This is a genomic window from Epilithonimonas sp., assembly GCF_032055105.1.
Classification (GTDB): domain Bacteria; phylum Bacteroidota; class Bacteroidia; order Flavobacteriales; family Weeksellaceae; genus Epilithonimonas.
Genome location: NZ_DAMBRK010000008.1, coordinates 113741 through 137661, shown reverse-complemented (window position 1 = coordinate 137661; position 23921 = coordinate 113741). Strand labels below are relative to the sequence as shown.

The following is a 23921-nucleotide window of genomic DNA, read 5'->3' as shown; positions in this document are numbered from 1 at the left end:
TATACCAATTTTCAGGACTGGGGATTTGGTATAATTTATCAAGGTGTTTGTATAAAAAAACATTTCTCAATAGTTATTCTCCATTCCTTTGCTTTGTAAAATTTAAAAAAATATGGAGCTTAACGTTTTTCAGGAGTTAACAGACCAGATAGATTTAGAATGTTTCTATATGACACCGTCTCAACAGGAGGAGAAAGTAATTCAGGTTATTGATTTGCATCAGTTTATAGATTCTTATCATCAGAGTTTGACGGTTATCGACTATATCAGTCATCTTATCAATATCATCGAAGAAGATAATGTAAGAAAAGGAATCTTATTCTATGATTTCAAATATGATTTGCAATTGGACCTTTTGACTTCGGTAGCATTTAAAACTCAGAATCAGCTTCAGGAACTTTGGTTTGTTTTTGTGGAAGAAGATAATATTACAAACTTTTCTCGTCATTTAGATTTTATCAAAGAGAATGGAATCGATTTGTTCTACAGCAAAATATTCATTTTTAATTTCTTTCAATCTGCCATCCATTCTTTAAAATAAACTATGAAAATCCTAAATAAAATCATTCTTCCATTGGCTATTTTGCCTTTGAACAAAATCATCGCGCAGAAGAAAGACAGTATTCCGCAAAAAGTAGTAGCTTTTGTCACAGACAAATTCCCTCAAACAAGAGACCTGAATGTAGAATTCACTCAACTGACACCTTATAAATTCTCTCCCGAGTTATATGACGCAGATTTGCCAGAAAACAAAATCAAAAACTATCAGCAGGTAAAAGCCAATGCCAATGTCTATTTCATCAAGAATAGAAAATGGATGCTGAGCACAAGTCTCAATTACAGATTCACACATCTAGAGTCTGAAAACGAAATGCCTTTGTTCAACAATGAGCAAAACTTCCATTATCATTCGGAAGCGTTGAGCTTAACAAGATTTTCAAAACTATTCAACAAAATAGCCATCTATTCTGCAACAGCATCTGTGGACGGTAGCGAACAAAATTTTGAAAGAATCCGAGGAATGTTAACAGCTAGTCTTGTCTTGAAAGCTACAGCCGACACCAAAATGACCGTCGGTCTTGCTGTAATTATCGACCCAAGTGCACAAGTTCCCGCAATGCCTATTTTCACTTATGAGCATAGATTCGGTAATGGTTGGGTTGCTGATGTGATTTTACCGAAAAAGGTGGTGATGAGAAAAGATATTTTCAAAAACGGAAGACTTTCCCTTGGAACCGAGATGGACGGAACCAACTTCTATCTCTATCCCGATGGCAAACGTTACGAGTTCCGACAGTTGGAAATCAATTCCGGTGCAATGTATGAGCATAAATTGGGGAATAATCTAATTGGAACTTTGAAAGCAGGATTACGTGCAACACCTTCCTCACGGATATTTGCTAAAGAAGATTCTTTCAAGGATTATATCTTCGATATGAATGCCAAACCGTCTTTCTATTTCAATGTAGGAATCTCTTACAATCCTTTTGGAAAACCGAGACAGAAGTAAAAATCTTTCCTTAATTTAGATTCATATTTCCGAATCTAATGAAGTCTGCTTTTTATCTTATTATTCTAATCATTTCTAATTTTGTTTCTGCCCAGTCCAATTATATTTTAGCCTTATCCAAAGGTGAAAAAAGCCTAATCGTTTTAGACTACAAAACTTTAGAAGTCGTTTCCAAAATCCCTGTGGGAGAAGACCCGCACGAGATTGTCACCAATCCGGAACAAACTTTTGCTTACATTTCCCGTCCACAGATGAATGCGAGCGGACATCAGATAGAAATCGTGAATATGAAAACTCTTCAGCACGAGAAAACCATCGATACTACTCCGCTTTATATTCCGCACGGTTTGGTTTATCATGAGAATCAACTGTGGTTTACGGCGCAGGGTTCAAAAGCGGTTGCTGTTTATGACATTAATAAAAATCAGACAGAGCAGATTTTTGGGACAGGTCAGGATTTTACACATCTTCTTTATGTCACACCTGATGGCAATCGTTTCTATACTACCAATGTAGAATCTGGAACTGTAAGCATCTATGAAAAGAAAGAGATCCCACCTTATATGCCTCCAACAGGTGTTCTTCCTCCGAATGCAAAACCAAGACTAGAATGGCGACAGACTTTGGTAGATGTAGGATTAGAGGCAGAAGGTTTTGATATTTCTAAAGATGGAAAAGAATTATGGACAGCAAAACCCGACGGAAAAATCGTTATCGTTGACCTAGAAAACAAAAAAGTAAAAACCGAAATCGACACCAAAGTTTTGGGATTACATCGATTAAGAATCACACCGGACGGAAAAGCAGTTTGCATCGTAAGTGTAAAAACTGGCGATTTGCTATTCTATAATTTCAAAAATCATCAATTGGAAAAACAAATGAATATCGGACAAGGTGCAGGTATCTTTATGGATGCACCAAATAACCGAATGTTCATTTCCTGTACTCCCAACAATTATATCTCTGTTATTGATTTAATGAAAAGAAAAGAAATCAAAAAAATTAATATTGCGAGACCAGATGGTATTACTTCTACAACAACTGCTTTATAAAAACCAAAACCAATGAAAAACTACCTCTTCCTTGCAGCTGCCATTATCTGTGAAACCATTGGCACATCATTCCTCAAAAAGACAGAAAACTTTAGCAAACCTCTGCCAACATTGATATTCATTGTTGCAATAGCATTATCTTTTTACCTATTGACCTTTGCGATTAAAACTATTCCAATTGGTATCGCTTATGCCATTTGGTCGGCTGTTGGTATTGTTATGATTTCCACGGTTGGCTATTTTGTTTATAAACAATCATTGGATTTTCCTGCTATTTTAGGGATTGCTTTTATCGTGATAGGTGTGGTGATTATTAATCTTTTCTCCAAATCATCTGCGCATTAAACTTGGACACTACATTTTTTTCTTAAATCTTTGTGGCACGACGTTAAAAAACAAACATTCAATTTTTCAAGCATAATTCCTTAAATTCGTGAGATGAAAATTGCTGTCAAAAATATGGTTTGCAACCGCTGCATTTCTGCGGTGGAAGATATATTGGAGGATTTGAAAATTGAAGTTAATCAAATTTCATTAGGCGAAGTTGAAACGAAGAATCAGATTTCAGATAAAGAACTCGAGACGTTGAACTTGAAACTCAAATCAACCGGATTTGAAATCTTGGAAGATTCTTCTAAAAAGCAAATCGAGAAAATCAAAACCTTGATGATCACAAAAATTGCTGAAGAAGATTTGGGCGATGATTTTATTTTGTCTGAGTTTCTGAGTTCTGAATTATACAGAGATTACAGTTCTATTTCCAAGCTTTTTTCTCAAAACGAAAATGTGACTTTGGAACAATATTTCATTCTTCAAAAGATTGAAAAAGTGAAAGAACTTTTGCTTTACAAAGAATTGAATCTGACAGAGATTTCGCAAAAATTGGGTTACAAAAGTGTTCAACATCTTTCCAATCAGTTCAAAAAAATCACAGGTTTCTCTCCTACTCAATTTCTGAATTCTAAAGAGAAAAAGAGGATTGCGCTGGATAAGGTTTGATAAATAGATCTAATTACAATGAAACTATTTAAACTCAAAAATAAAGAGAATAAATTCAAATGTAACTGTTGTGGAAAAATCTATGACAATATTCCTATGACATTTGGAAATGATTATCCAGCTTTTTATTATTCGATTCCAGACGATGAAATTGAAAACAGAATAGAATATCAAAAAAGCCTTTGTGTTATTGATGAAAAATATTTCTTTCATAGAGTTAGGTTAGAAATTCCAATTTTAGATTATTCAGAAAATTTGAATTTTGATATTTGGACAACAATCAGTGAAGAAAATTTCATAAAAAGAAATGATGATTGGAACAATTCTGAGCGCACTGATAACGAACCATATTTTGGTTGGCTTGAAAATGAAATCCCAACTTATTTTGATACTTTTCATTTGGAAACTATTTCAAGAGAAAATGAAGTTGGCTTAATTCCATCGCTTGAAATCATTGATGAAAATCACCCATTATACTTTGACCAACAAAATGGAATTACATTAGAAAAAGCTCAAAAAATAGTTCAAAATATTTTAGAAAAACAGCATAACTGAGTCCTATGCAATCCAAAGTCAAAACCCTTCGCGAAGCCAAAAACCAGACTCAAACCGAGCTAGCGGAAAAATCCGGACTTTCGCTAAGAACCATTCAAAGAATTGAGTCCGGAAATATCCCAAAAGGTTTTACTTTGAAAGCCATTGCAAAGACTTTGGAAATTGAACCGGAAAATCTATTTTCTAAGAAAGAAATCATCCCAATCGACAGAGCAAAACTCATCAATCTTTCTGCTTTATCCGGAATGATTATTCCGTTTGGCGGGATTATTTTTCCTACGATTTTGACTTATAAAACTCAAGATTCTGTTAATCGAGAATTGGGAAAAAGTATTATTTGTGTTCAGATTATTTTGGCACTTTTTGTTTCGATTTCTTTGATATTAAGTCCGTTTATTCAGCATTGGCTTTCTATCCAATTTCCATTGTTTTTAATTCCATTAATTGCTTTTATCGTCATCAAACTTTGGATTGTAATCAAAAATGGAATCAGTCTCAATCAAAACAATACGCTCTCTATAAAACTGAAAAACAACTTCTTATAACCTAAGTCACAAAACTGACGTAAAATTGTCATATCATTTTCACAGCAATTTCGATTTCAAAAACCGAATCTTGCAGAAAAATTTGACAATGAAACTTTTTAAGAAATTAGCGTTAGGATTCTTAGCCGTTTTGGTTTTGATATTGGTTGGCGGATATATTTATTTCGACCAGAAATTTACGCCGGAAGACAATTATTTAACCGTCAAAAACGAAAGCGGAAACATCCCGATTACTTGGCTCGGAAATGAGAAAAACGTTTTGCTTCTTCCGATTCATTTTTCCGGAAATCCTGAGACTTATTATATGCAACTTGATACAGGTTCGCCTTACACGGTATTTTATTCCAATTCGATAAAAAACATTAGAGAAATTTCTATCAATAATGAACGGGCTGAAACTTCTTTCTTTATTGGAAAAACCGAGATTTCATCCAACCGATTTAAAATATTTAATAAAGGAAAAAATAAAGAAAAGGATTCGATTAAAATCCTTGGAACAATTGGTTCTGATGTTTTGGAAGACCGAAAAACCGTGATTAATTTAAAAAACAATCAAGTGGTTTTTAATCTGAATGAAATCCCGAATGAATTTAAAAATCAACTTTTTGAATTCAAATTCAAGAAAAGAAGAATTGTTATTAATGGAACTTTGAAAGGTGAAAAACGAAAATTCTTATACGATTCCGGAACCAGCGCTTACGAATTGCTGACCTACAAAGAAGAATGGCAAAATCTAAAAACACCAAATTCAAAAATCAATATCGAAAAAGAACAATCTTGGAACAACGTCCTGACAACTTACACGACTGATTGTAATGAAAATATCACATTCAAAAATCTGCAGATTCCTGTCAAACAAGTCACTTATGTTGAAGGTTTTTCCGATGCGCAGTTTTCTATGATGAAGTATTCTGGAATGACGGGAATGCTGGGCAATAAAATCTTCCTGAACAACAGCATTTTTATTGATTGTGTTGATAATAAATTTGGACTAAACTAATCCTAATTTATAATAGAATTCCTCCAAAAGATAGCTACTTTTGCAATTGATTCTAAATGAAACAACGACTTGAATAATCTAAAATTCTATCTCGCAGCAATTGTCGCTTTCTCCATTTGGGGAACATTCAGTTTGGTTTTGAAACCGCTTCATTCTTACGCTTCTTTGGACATTCTGTTTTACAGAGTTTTTAGTTGTGCGCTGATAATGACTTTGATTTCCCTACTTTTCAAAAGAAAGCAACTGAAGAATAATCTGGATTATTTCAAATCGCTTCCTGCAAAAGGCAAACAAAAGACGATTGGACTGAACGTTGTTAGCAGTATTTTGTTGACTGCGAATTGGTTTTCTTTTATCTATGTGATGAATCACGTGAATGTGAGAGCAACTTCAGTAGCTTATCTCGTTTGCCCGATTATTACAACGATTTTGGCTTATTTCATCCTCAAAGATAAACTCACAAAACTGCAATGGTTATCTGTTTTTCTGAGTTTCTTGGGATGTTTGCTTTTGTCATACACCAGTTTGAGCGATATGTTTTACAGCAGTATCATTGGTTTTACTTATGCGTGTTATCTTGTGAGTCAGACGAAGAACAGCCAATTTGATAAGTTTTTGGTTCTCAATTTCCATATGATTATCGCGGCTTTGATTTTATTACCGTTTTTTCCAGCTTATTCCGGACCGATTCCAACAGAATTTAAGTTCTACTTCTTTGTAGAAATCATTGCGGTGATGTACACGATTATTCCGTTATTACTCAATCTTTTTGCATTGAGCGGAATTGCATCTTCCAAAGTGGGAATGATTCTGAATATCAATCCAATCATTGCTTTTATCTTAGCAAGCACAGTTTACGGAGAACCATTGAGCCCGATTCAGATTTGTGCATATGCGTTGATATTTGTTGCAGTAATTGTGTTCAATGCAAAAGAAATTTTCAGATTGAAGATGGAGAAAGTTTGAATTTAAAAGATTAATAAAAATGGAAAAATTAAATATTAATGACATTCAAAATATTGTTGAAAATCTGATAAAAAAACTTCCAAATAAAGTTGATTTAAGTTCTTTTGTAACATTCGGAAATCAGGAAGACTTAGCAAAACCTAATATTGAAATTGATGGTTTACAAAATCTCCATTTCATAATTGTTGAACGTGGAAATGAATTGGAAAGAAAAATCACAAAAAATTTAGATGATTTACTTTACTGGATTTTTGATATAATTACTTTCAGGCAAGCTTTAGACTATGAATTACAAAATAGAAATGAAAATTTTGACTCTCGCAGAATCTTCTTTAGAAAACAAGAAGAATTATTATCATTGATTTCTATTGATTGGAAAGAAAAAAAGGAAAATGAACATAAGGATATATTGAAACATCATCCCTTCCGAGATAAAATTCAATATAAGTTTTAAAAAGCAAACCCTATTTAGATTCATTAAAAATAAACTTTACAACACAAGCTTTTTTAACTATTTTTACATCACAATAAATAATTAAAAATGAGAAAACTAATATTCGGAGGAATCTTGACTTTAGGAGGACTTTTGACCATCAATGCACAATGTAAGACTGTTTCTTCAATCACAGAAAATTTTGATGCTTGGAAAGATATCGACAAATGCTGGACAGTTCAAAAAGGAAAAGCAATGCTTTACGCTAGTGAGAAAAAAGTCATTTTCTATTCGATGACAAATCCAAAAGAAAATATGTATCTCATTACACCAAAAGTAAAAGCAGGAAACTATACTTTAAGTCTTGATATCACAGATAACGGTGGAGAAACTTCATTGGAGATTTTCTCAGTTGGAAAAACATCTGACCCAAAATCTTTTGTTTCCATAGCTAAACCTCAAGAAATTACAAAAGAGAAAAAAGTCATCCATATCAGTTTGAAAAAAGATAGCCACGTAGGTTTGAAAGTTCTTTTGAATGGTGTTCATCAAGCTGTTTATGTGGATAACCTATCTTTGAAACCGAGAAAATAATTTTCTTAAAAATAAATCTTACAGAACAAACCTTCAAAATTCTTGAAGGTTTTTGTTATAATTGGATATAACATATTTCCATTTATTTATAAGTTCATTCATTCTATTTTTTAGAAATTTGTATAATTAATAATAACCTGAGCGAAGCTAAGTAATCTTTGTGACCGTAAAAACATCGAATTACTAATCAAAAACCTTGTGCACTTTGTGTTAAAAAATTTAAGAAAAATGGAAAATCACAATCATCATAATCACGACCATCTACATCTTAATCAAAGAATTTCGCCAAGTTCCGTCTATTATTGCCCGATGGAATGTGAAGGAGACAAACTCTATTTCAAACAAGGCAGATGTCCGGTTTGTAATATGTTCCTAGTTCCGATAGAAGAACGCGAAGACCACAAAAACAAACCCCAAACTTATTCAAAAACCAATTTGCCGGAAAGTTTTAAAGATAAAATCGGAGACTATTTTTGTCCGATGTTCTGCGAAGGCGACAAAACTTACGAATCAGATTCCGGTTGTCCGGTTTGTCATATGCATTTGGAGCAAATCACGCAGGAACTTGTGGACAACAGTGTGACCCCTAGCGGAGCCGAAGGTACTCATCAACATCATTCTCACAATCATCATAAACCAACAATTAATCAATCAAAAAACGCTGGAAAATACTATTGCCCAATGTTCTGTGAAGGCGATAAGGTTTATGATTCCAACGTGGGTTGTCCCGTTTGCGGAATGGATTTAGTCAAAATCCCAGAAAAGAAAGCTGTTGAATACACTTGTCCAATGCATCCTGAGATTGTACAAAACGAACCCGGGAATTGCCCCATTTGCGGAATGGACCTAGTTCCAAAACCATCAAAAGATAATAACCACGAAGATGAAACTTACAAATTATTAAAGAGAAAATTCTGGACAGCTTTAGGATTTTCTGTTCCTGTTTTTATTTTATCGATGGGTGGGATGTTCATTGATTGGCCATTTTCTCAGCAGGTTCAAGGGATTTTAGAATTAATTCTGACGTTACCGGTTCTGTTTTATGCAGGTTGGTTTGTGATGAAACGAGGCTGGGTTTCCTTCAAAACCTGGAATCTCAATATGTTTTCGCTAATTGCTTTAGGTGTTGCATCTGCAATGATATTTAGTTTGATAGCATTATTTTTTCCAAATATTCTTCCTCACGAATTGGCTCACGGCGGAAACGTTCCACTCTATTTCGAATCTGTTTGTGTGATTCTGACTTTAGTCATAATGGGACAAATGATGGAAGCCAGAGCGCATATGAAAACAGGAAAAGCCATCGAAGCTTTGATGAATTTGTCACCCGACACAGCCAATGTGATTGTTGACGGAAACGAGAAAAAAGTATCATTAGCAGAAGTTAAAATCAATGATATATTAAGAGTCAAAGCTGGTGAAAAAGTTCCTGTTGACGGAAAAATCATCGAAGGTAATTCCAATGTTGATGAATCAATGATTACAGGAGAACCAATTCCTGTTGAGAAAAAATCTAATGATAAAGTCACTTCGGGAACGATTAACGGCAACGGAAGTTTTCTGATGAAAGCCGAAAAAGTAGGCGATGAAACTTTGCTTTCTCAAATCATCAGAATGGTCAACGAAGCCAGCCGAAGCAAAGCTCCTATTCAGAAATTGGCAGATAAAATCTCAAAGATATTTGTTCCGACTGTTATTGGGATTGCTGTTCTAACATTTGTTTTATGGTATATTTTCGGAGGAGAGAATAAGTTGATTTATGCGTTCGTCAATGCTGTTGCGGTTCTGATTGTCGCTTGTCCTTGCGCACTTGGTTTGGCAACTCCAATGAGTCTAATGGTCGGAATTGGAAAAGGTGCGCAAAACGGGATCTTAATCAAAAATGCGGAAGCTCTTGAAGAGATGCACAAAATCAATGTTCTGATCACTGATAAAACCGGAACTCTGACAGAAGGAAAACCAAGTCTTGACCATATTGAACCACTTGAAAATACAGATAAAAATGAATCAAGCGAAGCGTATGTTGACCAACGGGAAAAAATTTTAAAATTAGCAGGCTCATTAAATCAGAATTCTGAGCATCCTTTGTCTAATGCGGTTTTAAGTGCGCTTCGAGAGTCTCCGCGTGACAATATTGACTTACAACTAGAAAAAGTTCAGAACTTCGAAAATATCTCTGGAAAAGGTGTAAAAGGAACCATTAATCAAGAAGAAGTTTTATTAGGAAATGAGGCTTTATTAAAACATTTCAATATTGAAATTCCCGAAGATTTAAAACAAAAAGTAATTGTAAGTCAAGAGCAAGCAAAAACCATTTCTTACTTAGCAAAAGATGGAAAAGTTCTTGGATTCTTAAGTTTCTCAGACCAAATAAAAGCCACTTCAAAACAAGCCATCGATTATCTTCATTCTCAAAATATCGAAGTGATAATGATGACCGGCGACAACGAACATACCGCAAAAGCTGTCGCAACAGAATTGGGAATCCAACATTACAAAGCCAATTGTCTCCCAGAGGACAAAATGAACGAAATCAAAAAACTGCAAAGCGAAGGAAAAATCGTAGCAATGACCGGAGACGGAATCAATGATGCTCCGGCTTTAGCTCAATCTAACATCGGAATTGCAATGGGAACAGGAACTGATGCCGCGATAGAAAGTGCCGAAATTACATTATTAAAAGGCGATATTCTCGGTGTAGCAAAATCAAAAATATTGAGTGAAAAACTATTGCAAAACATCAAAGAAAATCTGTTTTTTGCTTTTATCTACAACGTTTTGGGAATTCCGTTAGCCGCTGGATTGCTCTATCCTTTCTTCGGAATTTTATTAAGTCCGATGATTGCTGCGGCGGCGATGAGTTTCAGTTCTGTTTCTGTTATTTTGAATTCTTTGAGGTTGAATAATGTAAAGCTGGAGATTTGAGTTAAACCACAAAAGTCACAAAAGGGAATGAAATTAGATTTAATTCAAGATCAAAAAAGATTAATTACAAAACTTTGATGAACTTTTTGACAAACTAAAAAAACATAAAATCTTTTGTGACTTTTGTGGTTTCAAAAAACCAAAACGGCATCGAGAAAACTCCCGATGCCATTTCAAAACAAATATAAAAACCTTAAAAAAACGTTTTATTAAAAAGAAACTGTCAGCTTACTGAACACATATCTACCATTCTGTCCAAATTGTGCTGTGGATCTAGAATAGACAAATTGGTCATTGTTAGATGATGCTGCAATGTTTCTGGTTGGATAGATATCAAACAAGTTATTAGCACCAAGTGTTAGGTTAAAATTCTTACTGATGTCATAACCAATGGATAAATCTGTAATGATTTTGTCTGTAATCAATTGATGTTCATTTGGAAGAATCACACCATCAAAATTAGCATCTACGACATCTGCCCCGTAAACTTTTCCATAATAAGTGTTTCTTAAATAGAAATTAAAATCGTTCCATTTCAAGTTATTAGAAAAACTAGCTTTGATTTTTGGAACAGAATCCTCCAGATAAACTCTAGATCTTTCACCAAAATAAGAAGTCTCCAATCCTGCATTTTTCAACAAATCGGAAGCATGGATATCTCCTACTTTTTTGGTCTCGTTAAAATTGATAGCAAAATCATTATTCAATTTAAATGCACCTAGGTTAGCGTGATGGCTAATAACTACATCCAGACCTTTGGTTTCGGTATCGATGGAGTTGGCAAAGAACTGAGCCGCATTTACATTTGCATTTTCAAACTCAGCATTCACGAGTCTTTGCTCATCTGTTGTTGGGTTAGAAAACCTACTAAACTGGTCTGTCAATACAATTCTGTCATCAATTCTGATGAAATAAGCATCTGCAGTAATGTTCAAATTCAATGATGGAATTTTATAGGCAAAACCGGCGCTCACAGATTTGGATGTTTCTTGCTTCAATTTAGGAATACCAAAACCTTTTGCAATAGCAGAATCATTACTGAAAGTTCCTACTTCTCTCAAATTACCATTTACAAATTGTGTAGATGTTGTGTTGTAATAAATCTGATGAATAGAAGGCGCACGGAAACCTGTAGAACCAGCAAAACGGAAGTTAAGATCTTTTGATAATTTGATTCTTGAAGCCAATTTATAATTGAAAGTTGAACCAAAATCAGAATAATCCTCATAACGCACCGCCGCATCTACCAAGAACCAATTGGTAAAATTAAATTCTACATCCGCATAAGCAGCGTAAGCATTTCTATTTCTATCTGTTCTATTAGCTTCTCGGAAACCTGCAAAAACCTGTGAACCACCTGCAAGTGCAGCTCCAAAGAAGTCTGTTGGATTAACCGAAGTTGCTGTTTGTGGATTACCATTCACATCATAAGCGGTGTAAGATGCTTCCTCTCCTGGATTGATCTTAAAATTCTCGTGGCGTTGTTCTGCTCCGAAAGCGACATTAAGACCTTGGAAAACATCGAATTGCTTACTGAAATCTAAATTAATTGTATTCTGTAAAAATTGCAATCCACCAGCTCTGAAAGAACTTGGAGAATTGAATCTCAAACTTGTATTGCCCGTGTTTTCAATCGTATAATCAAAACTGTTTTGACCAAATGTATTACTGAAATCTACATTCCAACCGTCCCATTTTCCTTTAACACCTGCCGATAATGACAAATCCTGAATCTTCGTATGGATCTCTGGCAAATATCCATCCAAATACAAACCTGTAAAAGTCCTGGATTGATTTGGTCTTCTGAAGAAACCACCAGACTGTCCGTCACGGATTGAATACCCTCCAAAAGTATAAACTTTCCAATCCTCATTCAAAGGCACTTCTATATTAGCAAATAGCTGATGATTATTCAGTTTAGACTGTCCCACTTGCATGTTGAAGTCTTTTCTAGTTTGACCTCTGTAAGCCAATTCCTGATCAGTGTAGTTAGCTCCCAAAAGTGCTTGTAAAGCCGTAATAGAATTAGCATTCTGGATATTATTCTGGAAACCAGAGTCAAAATAACCAACACCCTGAGCATACTGATGAATTAGGTTTACGAAATCTTGTTCCCCGGCTGTACCTTTCAAGTTATTGATGTTGTTGAAGTAAGAAGAAAGATTGACTCCGTTTTCGGATGCTCTTTTTTCGATAGCATTGTACGCGTTGTAGATGTTTCCACTTTCTGTTCCTGCTCTCCTAGTAGGATCACGGAACTGGGAAGACCAAGTCAGGTTATAGAAACCACCTCTCTTTCCTATTTTATTTCCGTAGTTCAAATCTACTTGGAATTGCTGTCCATCATAATTTCCTGTATGGTCTTTGGCAGCATTGGTAAGATATCCCCCATAATTTAGCTGTCCTGTCAGTTTTCCAGTATCTCTTTTTAATTGAAGATTCATAACTCCGGCAATCGCATCAGAACCATATTGCGCAGAAGCACCGTCTCTCAAAACTTCAATTTTACTTAAAGCAAAAGCAGGAATGGCGTTCAGGTCAGTTCCAACAGTTCCTCTTCCTGGTGCACCGTTTACATTAACCAAAGCTGATGTATGTCTTCTTTTTCCATTAATCAAAATCAAAGTCTGATCTGGTCCCAATCCTCTCAACTGAGCAGGGTCCGAATGGTCAGAACCGTCAGCATTGGTTTGAATGGTTGAAGTAAAAGATGGTGCAATTGTATTCAGTATTTGATTGATGTTGGTTTGAGGCAAACTTTGCTGAATGTCTTTTAAGTTAAAAACATCCACAGGAACGGGACTGTCCGCTTTGGAGCGTCCACCACTTCTAGAACCTACCAGAACAACTTCTTCGATTTGTTTATCAGAAGTTGTGTCTTTCACTGGTTTGGTTTCCTGAGCTTGGGTTAGATAGATTCCTGAAAAGAAAACTACGGCTGTAGATACCACAGCTCTTTTACTAGAATTAAACATCGATTTTTGAATCATATTTTTAAATTTTACGTTTTATACAAAAAAAAGAAAACTTCTCCCAGACAAGTCTGAAAGAAGTTATATTGAGACGGCATTACAACCGCAATTAAACATTTTCAACTTATCTTTCCTTTTTTCAAAGGCTGAATGTAACACCTTACCAAAGTGGCAGGTTGTTAAGACTTCAATAGGTCAGTTCCCTCGGTCTTTCTTAATAAGTATGACAGCAATTCATTATCACAATGCAAAAGTATAACAAGAATTTTTCTTCAGCAAATTTAATTCATACTATTTTGATATAATAAATACCATTAGCATTTAAAGAACTAATAATCAATCTTTTATTTTATAAAATTTTTAAACCAACACAAAACTCAAAACAAATTATAAAAATTACTAAAATCTCAAATTATTCTCATATAAATTACGACTTTCATAATTCCAACAATAAAAACTTTTAAAATAAAAATTGCAATTTTTTAAGGCATTTCTTCGGGTTTTGTTCGGTTATTCTTCGGAAAAAGAATTAATTTACCGAAGAACGCCCGAAGAAACCTAGGAAAAAAGCAGAAAACAATCGTTAAAACATACAAATAGTACAAAAATATCATCGGTAAAAAAAACATCCTTTTTTATCACAATTCATAATATATTTTAAGATAATTGATTCTAAATTTTTAATTTTGAGGAATGTATAAAACGATGAAAAAAAAACTAGTTGTACTTTCCGGAGCAGGCATCTCCGCAGAAAGTGGGATAAAAACGTTCCGAGATTATAACGGTCTTTGGGAAAATCATCGTATAGAAGATGTGGCTTCGCCCGAAGGTTTTGCACGCAATCCAAAACTGGTTTTGGATTTTTATAACGCCAGAAGACAACAACTAAAAGAAGTAGAACCCAATACGGCGCACAAATTGCTTGCAGAATTGGAGAATTTTTTTGATGTTAGTATTATTACACAAAATGTGGATGATTTGCACGAGCGGGGCGGGTCTTCCAAAATCATACATCTGCATGGCGAGTTGACCAAAGCAAAATCTGTGAATGAGAATAGTAAAATTGTTGATTATACAGATGATATCCAAGTAGGAGATCTGCACCCAGATGGTTCGCAACTCCGCCCACACATTGTTTGGTTTGGAGAGATGGTTCCCGAGATGGACAACGCGATAGAGATAGCCTCCCAAGCAGATTTGTTTTTGATCATCGGGACCAGTATGCAGGTGTACCCTGCCGCTTCTGTGATCCGATATGTGCCTGAGCATTGCGAAGTTTTTGTCATCGATCCCAATCTTGACACTCCTAATTCTTTTACCAAGAATGAGAATTACATCAAGTCCTCAGCAACAGAAGGAATGAAGCAATTAAAAGAAATTTTAATCAAAAAATATAGATAAAATAACAAAAAGGGTAAGGCTTAGAGCCTGTTTAAATTTCATCAAAATTATTTTCACAACCTTTAAGAGTATAATTTTAATGAAATTTTATAGTGAGTTTTGCTCCCTTTAGGGCTGTAGCAAACAAAAATTATTTGAAAATAAATACTTGAATAATTTTAAAAACAGATTCTTAGAATTCTTTGCTGAAAATAGAAAAAGTTACCAGAAACTTATTTTAAATTTATAAAGCAACTAAAATTTTCTTCATTTATTCTTTTGTGGCTTTTGTGGTTAATCAATAAAAATATATAAACTATGCAGGTAGAAATCAGAAAACTAAGTATTGACGATTATGATGAGCTGGCAGAAGCTATGCGGAAAGCCTATCCCGAGATTGATGATAATGTCTGGAGCAAACGGAATATCCAAAAACTGACCTCCATTTTCGCAGAAGGACAAATCTGTATTTTGGTGGACGGAAAATTGGCAGCAGCAGCATTATCAATCATCGTTCAATACGAATTGTTCGGAGATCAGCATACTTATAATGAAATCACAGGAAACGAAAGTTTCAACACACATAGCAACAATGGTAATGTCCTTTACGGAATCGAGGTTTTTGTTGACCCAGAATTTCGTGCTTTAAGATTAGGTCGGAGACTTTATGATGCAAGAAAAGAACTTTGTGAAATCCTGAACCTAAAGTCAATCATCGTTGGTGGAAGAATCCCCAATTATCATCTTTACAGCAAGGAATTGTCACCTAGACAATACATCAACAAAGTACGAAATAAAGAAATCTATGACCCTGTTTTGAGCTTTCAAATCGGAAATAATTTTTCTCCTGTAAAAATCCTAAAAGGTTATCTTAAAGGCGATGTAGAATCTGAGGAATATGCAGTTCTTCTCCAGTGGAACAACATCTATTACACGGCGAAGAAAAATACAATGCAGGACAGTGTGATTCGTCTTGGATTGATCCAATGGCAGATGCGACCCTTGAAAGATCTAGAGGATTTTTACAAGCAGGTTGAGTTTTTCGTGGATGCTGTTGCGGGTTATCAATCGGATTTTTGTTTGTTTCCGGAGTTATTCAACACACCTCTACTCGCTCCTTTCAATCATATGAATGAAAGGGAATCAATGGAAAAACTGTCTGAATTAACAGAAGAAATTAAAGAAAAAATCTCCGAATTTGCTGTCAGCTATAATGTGAATATCATTTCCGGAAGTATGCCGATTTTGGAAGACGGAAAATTGTATAATGTGAGTTATCTGCTTCACCGAGACGGAAAAATTGACGAATACAGAAAAGTCCATATCACACCTAACGAACGAAAATACTACGGTATGACCGGCGGAAACGAAATTAAAGTTTTTGACACAGATTGTGGGAAAATCGGAGTGATCATCTGTTATGATGTTGAGTTTCCGGAGTTACCAAGATTGCTGGCTGACCAAGGAATGAAAATCCTCTTCGTTCCTTATCTCACAGATACTCAAAATGCTTATACCCGTGTAAGGCATTGTGCAGCAGCAAGAGCGATTGAGAACGAATGTTATGTTGCCATTGCCGGTTGTGTAGGTAACCTTCCTGGTGTTAATAATATGGATATACAATTTGGTCAAGCCACTGTTTTCACGCCTTCGGATTTTGCTTTCCCTTCCAACGCTATAAAAGGAGAAGCTACACCAAATACAGAGATGACCTTGATTGTGGATGTTGACCTCAATCTTTTAAAAGAATTGCATTACAACGGCGCTGTTAAAACCCTGACAGACAGAAGACAGGATTTATACGACGTGATTTTGAGAAACCAGAGTTAAATTTATTTATGAAACTATTTTAACATCGCTCAGATTTAATCATCTAATTTTGTGAAAAATATATTTAATGAAAAAGACATATATCGTTGCGGCTGGATTATTATTTTCAATTTCTACTCAAGCACAGATTGGTGATATTTTTAAAGCCGTGAAAGATAAAACGGGTATAGACTTGAGCAATCCCAAAACACAAAGTTCAACCACTACAACTAAATCAACTCAAACTACAACGAACAATTCCAACATAAACCTTGGAAGTTTGACCTCGACTCAGATTTCTTCCGGATTGAAAGAAGCCTTAAATCTAGGCGTAAAAGAAGGGGTACAAAAACTAGGCGTAACCGATGGTTTCCTGAAAAATGAAGCTGTAAAAATCTTAATGCCTGAAAAGCTAAGAAAAATCGACACTACACTTAGAAGTTTAGGGATGGGAAGCCTAGCAGATCAAGGTGTAAAATTACTAAACAGAGCTGCCGAAGATGCTGTAACAGAAGCTACTCCTATTTTTGCCAATGCCATTACGTCTATGACCATTACAGATGCAAAAAACATTCTTCTTGGAAGTGATAATGCGGCAACCACTTATCTGCAAACCAAAACACAAAGTCAGCTTTTCACAGCGTTTCAGCCAAAAGTGCAGGCTTCATTAGGCAAAGTTGGTGCAGATAAAGTTTGGAGTAACCTAATTTCAAAATACAACACCTTGACAGGACAATCTGTAACCACCGATTTGAATGAATATGTGACCACAGAAACGATCAACGGGGTTTTCAAAATGGTAGCGGAAAAAGAAACAGGAATTAGAAATAATTCTGCGCTGAGAACGACTTCCATTCTACAACAGGTTTTTGGTGCAGTTAAGAAGTAATAGATATCAAAAATATAAAACTGTTGTAAAAAGACAGTTTTTTTTACAAATTAATATCATACTTATTTGGTAGGATAAATATTATTTATAAATTTGCCCAAATAAAAGTTCTTAAAAAGAACAACTTATCAAGAAAGGTGGAGGGATTTGACCCTTAGAAACCTTAGCAACCTGCTAATTATGGCAAGGTGCTACATTCAAACTCAAAAGAGGAAGATAAGTCAAAAAGATAATTTCAATTTTAGATTAGTACTCTTTTGACTTGTAACCCAGAGTCAAAAGAGTATTTTTTTTAAACTTAAATTATAATATATGAGTCAGTTAAAATTTGAAACTTTACAGTTACACGCAGGGCACGATATAGACAACACCAACTCTAGAGCTGTACCTGTTTATCAAACAACTTCTTACGTTTTCAACAATGCAGAACACGGCGCCAATCTTTTTGGACTCAAAGAGTTCGGGAATATCTACACCCGGATTATGAATCCAACTACAGATGTTTTCGAAAAAAGAATTGCAGCTTTGCACGGTGGTGTAGCAGCTCTAGCCGTTGCATCTGGTCACGCAGCACAATTTATTGCAATTACCAACATCTTACAATCTGGAGATAATTTTGTGACTTCTCCGTTCTTATATGGCGGTTCTCATAATCAATTCAAGGTTAGCTTTAAGAAGTTTGGAATAGAGGCTCGCTTTGCAAAAGATGATAATCCTGAAGATTTTGAAGAATTGATTGATGAAAATACCAAAGCGTTGTATCTGGAAACCATTGGAAATCCTACGCTGAATGTACCGGACTTTGAAGCTATTGCTAATGTTGCGAAAAAACATAACATTCCTTTGATTGTTGACAATACATTTGGAGCTGGTGGATTTTTATTCAAACCTTTGGAGCACGGCGCAAACATTGTTGTAGAATCTGCCACAAAGTGGATTGGAGGACACGGTAATTCTATCGGTGGAATTATTATAGATGGTGGTAATTTTGATTGGTCCTCGGAGAAATTTCCGCTTTTATCAGAACCATCCGAAGGTTATCACGGTTTGGTATTTTCTGATGTTTTTGGCAAAAATTCGCCTTTTGGAAATATTGCATACATCATCAAAGCCAGAGTTGAAGGACTGAGGGATTTTGGGCCTGCTATTTCTCCTTTCAATTCATTCCTTCTGTTACAAGGCGTAGAAACTCTCTCTTTACGTGTAGAAAGAACGGTGGAAAATTCTCAAAAAGTAGCCGAGTATCTAGAAAAACTAAACGTGGTAGAAAAAGTATTTTATCCCGGCTTGGAAAGCTTTCCTGATCATCAGCTCGCTAAAAAATATTTTAAAAACGGGTTCGGTGGTGTTTTATCTTTTGAATTGAAAGGTGGAAAAGAAACTGCTACAAAATTTATAGATAATCTAAAACTATTCTCAAATCTTGCTAACGTAGGAGATTCAAAAAGCTTAGTTCTTAACCCAGCTTCAACTTCTCACTCTCAACTTTCTGAGGAAGAACTCAAAAAATCTGGTTTAGCGCCTGGACTTGTACGTCTTAGCCTTGGCATAGAGCATATTGATGATATTCTGGAGGATATTAATCAAGCATTACAAAAAACTTTTGACCAATAGTTCATGAACAGATTACAATACAAACTACTACTTTCTTTTATAAAAAGGAGCTTCATCTTAGAAGTTCCTTTTACTTTTGTTGTCATTTTAATTAAAACGACATCTCCGGAATTTCTCCTTCAATAATCAATTCAGCTTCTGTAGCTTTTATAATATCTTCAACCGAAATTCCCGGTGCTCTTTCCAAAAGCTTGAAGCCTTTATCTGTGATTTCCATAACCGCTAATTCTGTGACTACTTTTTTCACACAATTCACGCCTGTTAGAGGAAGCGTACATTTTTTCAAAATTTTAGACTCGCCAGCTTTGTTGACGTGCATCATCGCGACGATGATATTTTCTGCAGAAGCAACCAAATCCATTGCACCGCCCATTCCTTTTACCATTTTCCCAGGGATTTTCCAATTGGCAATATCACCGTTTTCGGAGACTTCCATTGCTCCCAAAATTGTCAAATCCACTTTTTGGCTTCTAATCATCCCAAAACTGAAAGCCGAATCAAAAAAAGAACCTCCGGGAAGAATTGTAATCGTTTGTTTTCCTGCATTAATCAGGTCTGCATCTTCTTCGCCTTCGAAAGGAAAAGGTCCCATTCCCAAAACACCATTTTCACTCTGGAATTCCACCGAAATATCCTCAGGAACATAGTTGGCAACCAAAGTCGGAATCCCGATTCCAAGGTTAACATACATCCCGTCTTTCACTTCTTTTGATATGCGTTGCGCGATTTGTTCTTTTGTAAGCATAGTAAAATGTTATACTGCAATATATACAAATTCTGCTTTACACAAAAGTACGATTTGTGAAAAGCTTGCTTACAAAATATTAGCCGTGTTTTTTACCACATCCGCACATAGATTTTTTTGAAAAACTAAGAAGAAATAGTTCCTTTTCAAACTCTATTTCACCTTTCAAGAAAGACATTTCTATGTGCTTATGTGGTTTTATTAATCTCAGATATACTCTTAGTCAATATTATTTCTGAACCAATCAGATTTATATCATTAAATTTGCAACATCATTATGAAGACATTATTTCGTTACCTCAAACCACACAAATGGTTGCTGATTGCATCCTTATTTTTAGCAACAGTCAATCAGGTTTTTTCTTTGTTTGCGCCTGCTATTACGGGTAATATTTTAGATAATCTAGTCACACATCCTCACTTTTTCGATAAAGAAAAACTCTTACCTAGAAATCTGAATCAATTTCTTTACGGAACCGATATTTATCACGGTGCATTTTACTTTTTAGGATTACTGATTGGAACTGCAATGGTCAGCAGAATTGCAAAGGCGTTTCAGGATTACGCTGTGAATGTCATTACTCAAAAATTCGGAGCTAATATTTTTACCGACGGTTTACAGCATTCTATGGCTTTGCCTTATCAGGAATTCGAAGACCAGAGAAGTGGCGAAACGTTATCGATTTTGACTAAAGTAAGAGAAGATTCGGTGAAGTTTATTACTAATTTCATTAATGTCTTTTTTGGGATTTTGGTAAGTATCATTTTCGTTTCAGTTTATGCGATTAGATTGCATTGGTCGATAATGCCGGTTTATATTGTCGGTATTTTTCTGATTGCATTCGTCACAAATCTTTTAAGTAAAAGAATCAAAAATATTCAGAAAACGATTGTTGTAGAAACTACAAGTTTGGCAGGAAGTACAACCGAAAGTTTGAGAAACATCGAGATTGTAAAAAGTTTAGGCTTAACAAAACAGGAAATCAATCGCCTGAATAACAATACTTACAAAATCCTTGGACTGGAATTAAAGAAAGTAAAAAGCATTCGTTCATTGAGTTTCATTCAGGGAACAATGGTCAATTTTCTTCAACAGTTGATTACTTTGACACTTTTATATTTGATTTTCAGAAACATTGTAACACCGGGACAATATCTATCATTGATGTTTTATGGATTCTTCATTTTTGGTCCGATGCAGGAAATTGGAAATATCATTATTTCTTATCGTGAAGCCGAAGCATCTTTGAAGAATTTTGATAATCTGATGAAAAAACCAGTCGAACAAAAACCTCTGACGCCGAAACAAATCGGTGCGATTGAAGAACTGGAATTCAAACACGTTTCTTTCAAGCATCAATCCGCTCAATATAAAGCTTTGAATAATATTTCATTCGATGTTAAAAACGGAGAAACAATTGCTTTTGTTGGTCCGAGTGGTTCGGGAAAAAGTACATTAGTAAAATTACTGGTTGGATTGTACCGACCTCAGGAAGGGAATATTTTCTATAATAAAATCAACGGAAAAGAATTTGACTTTGATGAATTACGAAATCAAATCGGATTTGTAACTCAGGACACACAGCTTTTTGCAGGAACAATCAAAGAAAATCTTCTTTTCGTGAATCCAAACGCCAGCGAAGAAGACATCGAACTCGCATTGAAAAAATCAAGCACTAAAACTTTATTAGAACGTGCTGAAAAAGGAATCGAAACAGTCATTGGTGAAGGCGGATTAAAGTTAAGTGGTGGTGAAAAACAAAGAATTGCGATTGCAAGAGCATTATTAAGAAAACCAAACTTATTAATTTTTGACGAAGCGACTTCTGCTTTGGATAGTATTACTGAAGAAGAAATCACTTCAACCATCAAAGATATTTCACAACAAAAAGAACAAATCACAGTTCTAATTGCTCACAGATTAAGCACCATTATGCACGCAGACCGAATTTATGTTTTGGAACGCGGACAAGTCATAGAAACCGGTTCTCACGAAAACCTGATTGCAGAAAAAGGTTTGTATTATGCAATGTGGAGACAGCAGATTGGGGAGAGGAAAAATTTAACCCAATTTTAAATAAATAATTATTACAAGCGAGTCTAAAATACTATCTTTTAATAAAAAATATGGATAATGATTACTGAAGAATCTTACAAAAAAACATATAAAAATATCTTTGAGAAATTTAATATTGACCAAAAATTTATACTTCAAACTAAGCTAGAACTTCCTTATCAAATACCAGTTCCTGATGGTTATGTTGTGATGTCAGAATTCGAAGATAAAAAAGATTATTGGTCTTTTTTATTCTTCACAACTTTAAAGGTAGAAACACAGATTAAAGTATTTGATGATAATATAACATTATGTTCGAAAAAAACAGAAGTGACACTTTGTATTATTGGACCGGAATTTATATTCAACACTTATAATAATGAGGATATAGATATAAAACTATCCAATGAACATTCTTATTTTTTTGACAAATCCCTTGAGCATTTAAATGCTATTATAATTGCTTATTCAATTCATTTTCAAGATGAATATGTTTATCAAATCACAAAATTCGACCTACAACCTTTCTGTAGCTACGAACTTATTGATATTAAGAAATGGTCTGTTGAAAAAATTTTATTTTTATTACACAGCAAAATTGATATTGAAATGGAAGAAATAACGAGTAATCAATGTATTGCTCTCCAAAATTTCAGCAACCATATAATCAAAAATGATTATATGTTTTTGCTTCCCGAAAATTATTTTTTGTTAGCAAAATATAGACTAAATAGAGGGTTGTTTTCAGAAGCCGTTACTTTTTGCCAAACTGCGGTGGAAGTTAAAGTAAAGAGATTATTTTATTATTTTCTTGAGATAGAAGGCCTAAAAGAAAGTGAAATTATTGAAAAAATGGAAAACACACCATTTATGTCTATGATTAAAAAAGAAATGTCTAAAAGAATAGGTGGAATATGGGATATTAAAAATGAAAACTCTGACATAAAAAATTGGTATGACAGCTGTTATTCATTAAGAAATCGTGTTGTACATATTGGTTATAAACCTAATTTATTTGAAACTGAACGAGCTCTAAATGATGCTAAAAAATTCGTATTTTACATAGTTGAACTAATTAAAAAAAAGAAAAAAAATTATCCAGAACTTTATAAAAATATTATAATTGAACTTTGAAAATTACTAACTAGCTCTTTTATTTCACAGTCCTCTGCTCTATCCTTTTCTCATAATTCTCACCTTGGAAAATCCTTTGAACCATAATTCCGGGAATATGGATTTCATTTGGGTCAAGCTGTCCGGGTTCAACCAATTCTTCTACTTCAGCAATGGTTATTTTTCCGGCACCGGCCATTGGAAAATTAAAATTACGAGCCGAACCTTTGAAAATCAAATTTCCTGCGTGGTCACCTTTCCAAGCTTTTACGATTGAGAATTCAGCGTTGTAAGCATATTCTAATATGTGAGGTTTTCCGTTGAAATCTTTCACTTCTTTACCTTCCGCAACTTCGGTTCCGAATCCAGCTGGTGTGTAAAATGCAGGAATTCCTGCTTGCGCCGCTCTGCATTTTTCAGCCAAAGTTCCTTGAGGCGTTAATTCTACTTCCAATTCTCCGGATAACATTTGACGTTCGAATTCTGCGTTTTCTCCAACATAAGAAGAAATCATTTTTTTGATTTGTTTTTTCTGCAAAAGCAATCCCAAACCGAAATCATCAACACCTGCATTATTGGAAATACAAGTCAGATTATCTACGTTTTTCTTTACCAATTCTGAAATACAATTCTCAGGAATCCCACAAAGCCCGAATCCGCCAAGCATTATCGTCATTCCGTTTTGGATATCTTTTACCGCTTCTTCAGCGTTTTTCACTCTTTTATCAATCATAAAATTGAGATTTCTTTGGTTCAATTTGTTT

Annotated in this window: 21 protein-coding genes and 2 riboswitches; of the genes, 18 read left to right on the top strand and 3 right to left on the bottom strand. The window is 34.7% G+C overall.

What is annotated here, in order from left to right; all coding sequences use genetic code 11:
- Positions 1-112 precede the first annotated feature (112 nt).
- The 12 genes from RTY06_RS08930 to RTY06_RS08875 all read left to right on the top strand — a co-directional run bounded on the left by RTY06_RS08930 (position 113) and on the right by RTY06_RS08875 (position 10579).
- Positions 113-541 (top strand): hypothetical protein, encoded by a 429-nt coding sequence (locus tag RTY06_RS08930; RefSeq protein ID WP_312824344.1) that lies wholly within the window; start codon positions 113-115, stop codon positions 539-541.
- A 3-nt stretch (positions 542-544) separates the two neighbouring features.
- Entirely contained in the window at positions 545-1510 is a 966-nt protein-coding gene (locus RTY06_RS08925) for a DUF6268 family outer membrane beta-barrel protein (RefSeq protein ID WP_312824343.1), read from the top strand.
- A 38-nt stretch (positions 1511-1548) separates the two neighbouring features.
- Positions 1549-2562, top strand: coding sequence for a YncE family protein (locus RTY06_RS08920; protein WP_312824342.1), 1014 nt, complete (start codon positions 1549-1551; stop codon positions 2560-2562).
- 12 nt (positions 2563-2574) lie between these two features.
- Positions 2575-2907: a multidrug efflux SMR transporter gene (locus RTY06_RS08915; RefSeq protein ID WP_312824340.1), complete on the top strand. Its 333-nt coding sequence runs from the start codon at positions 2575-2577 to the stop codon at positions 2905-2907.
- Between the two features lie 93 nt (positions 2908-3000).
- Positions 3001-3561 carry an AraC family transcriptional regulator gene (locus RTY06_RS08910; protein ID WP_312824339.1) on the top strand — a complete coding sequence of 187 codons (561 nt, stop codon included), beginning with the start codon at positions 3001-3003 and terminating at the stop codon, positions 3559-3561.
- Between the two features lie 18 nt (positions 3562-3579).
- Entirely contained in the window at positions 3580-4116 is a 537-nt protein-coding gene (locus RTY06_RS08905) for a DUF2199 domain-containing protein (protein ID WP_312824337.1), read from the top strand.
- Positions 4117-4121: 5 nt separating this feature from the next.
- Positions 4122-4661, top strand: a complete 540-nt coding sequence (locus RTY06_RS08900) for a helix-turn-helix domain-containing protein (protein ID WP_312824335.1) — start codon at positions 4122-4124, stop codon at positions 4659-4661.
- 88 nt (positions 4662-4749) lie between these two features.
- Positions 4750-5661: a hypothetical protein gene (locus tag RTY06_RS08895; protein WP_312824333.1), complete on the top strand. Its 912-nt coding sequence runs from the start codon at positions 4750-4752 to the stop codon at positions 5659-5661.
- Between the two features lie 69 nt (positions 5662-5730).
- Positions 5731-6627 carry an EamA family transporter gene (locus RTY06_RS08890; RefSeq protein ID WP_312824331.1) on the top strand — a complete coding sequence of 299 codons (897 nt, stop codon included), beginning with the start codon at positions 5731-5733 and terminating at the stop codon, positions 6625-6627.
- 19 nt (positions 6628-6646) lie between these two features.
- On the top strand, positions 6647-7081 hold the full coding sequence (locus RTY06_RS08885) for an Imm63 family immunity protein (protein WP_312824329.1): 435 nt from the start codon (positions 6647-6649) through the stop codon (positions 7079-7081).
- 87 nt (positions 7082-7168) lie between these two features.
- A complete protein-coding gene (locus tag RTY06_RS08880; RefSeq protein ID WP_312824328.1) occupies positions 7169-7654 on the top strand; it encodes a hypothetical protein in 486 nt (161 codons plus the stop codon).
- Between the two features lie 228 nt (positions 7655-7882).
- Complete coding sequence (locus RTY06_RS08875; protein WP_312824327.1) at positions 7883-10579, top strand: copper-translocating P-type ATPase; 2697 nt, start codon at positions 7883-7885, stop codon at positions 10577-10579.
- Between the two features lie 209 nt (positions 10580-10788).
- On the opposite strand, the gene RTY06_RS08870 is transcribed toward RTY06_RS08875, so the two are convergent.
- The gene (locus RTY06_RS08870; RefSeq protein ID WP_312824325.1) at positions 10789-13569 is read right to left on the bottom strand and encodes a TonB-dependent receptor domain-containing protein; all 2781 of its coding nucleotides are present in this window, start codon (positions 13567-13569) and stop codon (positions 10789-10791) included.
- A 103-nt stretch (positions 13570-13672) separates the two neighbouring features.
- Positions 13673-13775, bottom strand: a riboswitch (SAM riboswitch).
- A gap of 481 nt (positions 13776-14256) precedes the next feature.
- Between RTY06_RS08870 and RTY06_RS08865 the strand changes: the two genes are divergently transcribed.
- The 4 genes from RTY06_RS08865 to RTY06_RS08850 all read left to right on the top strand — a co-directional run bounded on the left by RTY06_RS08865 (position 14257) and on the right by RTY06_RS08850 (position 19243).
- On the top strand, positions 14257-14952 hold the full coding sequence (locus tag RTY06_RS08865; protein WP_312824323.1) for an NAD-dependent deacylase: 696 nt from the start codon (positions 14257-14259) through the stop codon (positions 14950-14952).
- Positions 14953-15249: 297 nt separating this feature from the next.
- Positions 15250-16761, top strand: a complete 1512-nt coding sequence (locus tag RTY06_RS08860) for a carbon-nitrogen hydrolase family protein (RefSeq protein ID WP_312824321.1) — start codon at positions 15250-15252, stop codon at positions 16759-16761.
- A 67-nt stretch (positions 16762-16828) separates the two neighbouring features.
- Positions 16829-17629 carry a DUF4197 domain-containing protein gene (locus tag RTY06_RS08855; RefSeq protein ID WP_312824319.1) on the top strand — a complete coding sequence of 267 codons (801 nt, stop codon included), beginning with the start codon at positions 16829-16831 and terminating at the stop codon, positions 17627-17629.
- 122 nt (positions 17630-17751) lie between these two features.
- Positions 17752-17852: riboswitch (SAM riboswitch) on the top strand.
- Between the two features lie 89 nt (positions 17853-17941).
- Positions 17942-19243, top strand: a complete 1302-nt coding sequence (locus tag RTY06_RS08850; protein WP_312824317.1) for an aminotransferase class I/II-fold pyridoxal phosphate-dependent enzyme — start codon at positions 17942-17944, stop codon at positions 19241-19243.
- A gap of 91 nt (positions 19244-19334) precedes the next feature.
- On the opposite strand, the gene RTY06_RS08845 is transcribed toward RTY06_RS08850, so the two are convergent.
- Positions 19335-19988 carry a CoA transferase subunit B gene (locus RTY06_RS08845; RefSeq protein WP_312824316.1) on the bottom strand — a complete coding sequence of 218 codons (654 nt, stop codon included), beginning with the start codon at positions 19986-19988 and terminating at the stop codon, positions 19335-19337.
- 277 nt (positions 19989-20265) lie between these two features.
- Between RTY06_RS08845 and RTY06_RS08840 the strand changes: the two genes are divergently transcribed.
- Together RTY06_RS08840 and RTY06_RS08835 are read left to right on the top strand one after the other, a co-directional pair.
- Positions 20266-22065 carry an ABC transporter ATP-binding protein gene (locus tag RTY06_RS08840; RefSeq protein ID WP_312824314.1) on the top strand — a complete coding sequence of 600 codons (1800 nt, stop codon included), beginning with the start codon at positions 20266-20268 and terminating at the stop codon, positions 22063-22065.
- Between the two features lie 57 nt (positions 22066-22122).
- A complete protein-coding gene (locus tag RTY06_RS08835) occupies positions 22123-23178 on the top strand; it encodes a hypothetical protein (protein WP_312824312.1) in 1056 nt (351 codons plus the stop codon).
- Between the two features lie 19 nt (positions 23179-23197).
- Here the strand turns inward: RTY06_RS08835 and RTY06_RS08830 are convergent, their stop codons facing one another.
- A complete protein-coding gene (locus RTY06_RS08830; protein WP_312824310.1) occupies positions 23198-23890 on the bottom strand; it encodes a CoA transferase subunit A in 693 nt (230 codons plus the stop codon).
- Positions 23891-23921: the final 31 nt, after the last annotated feature.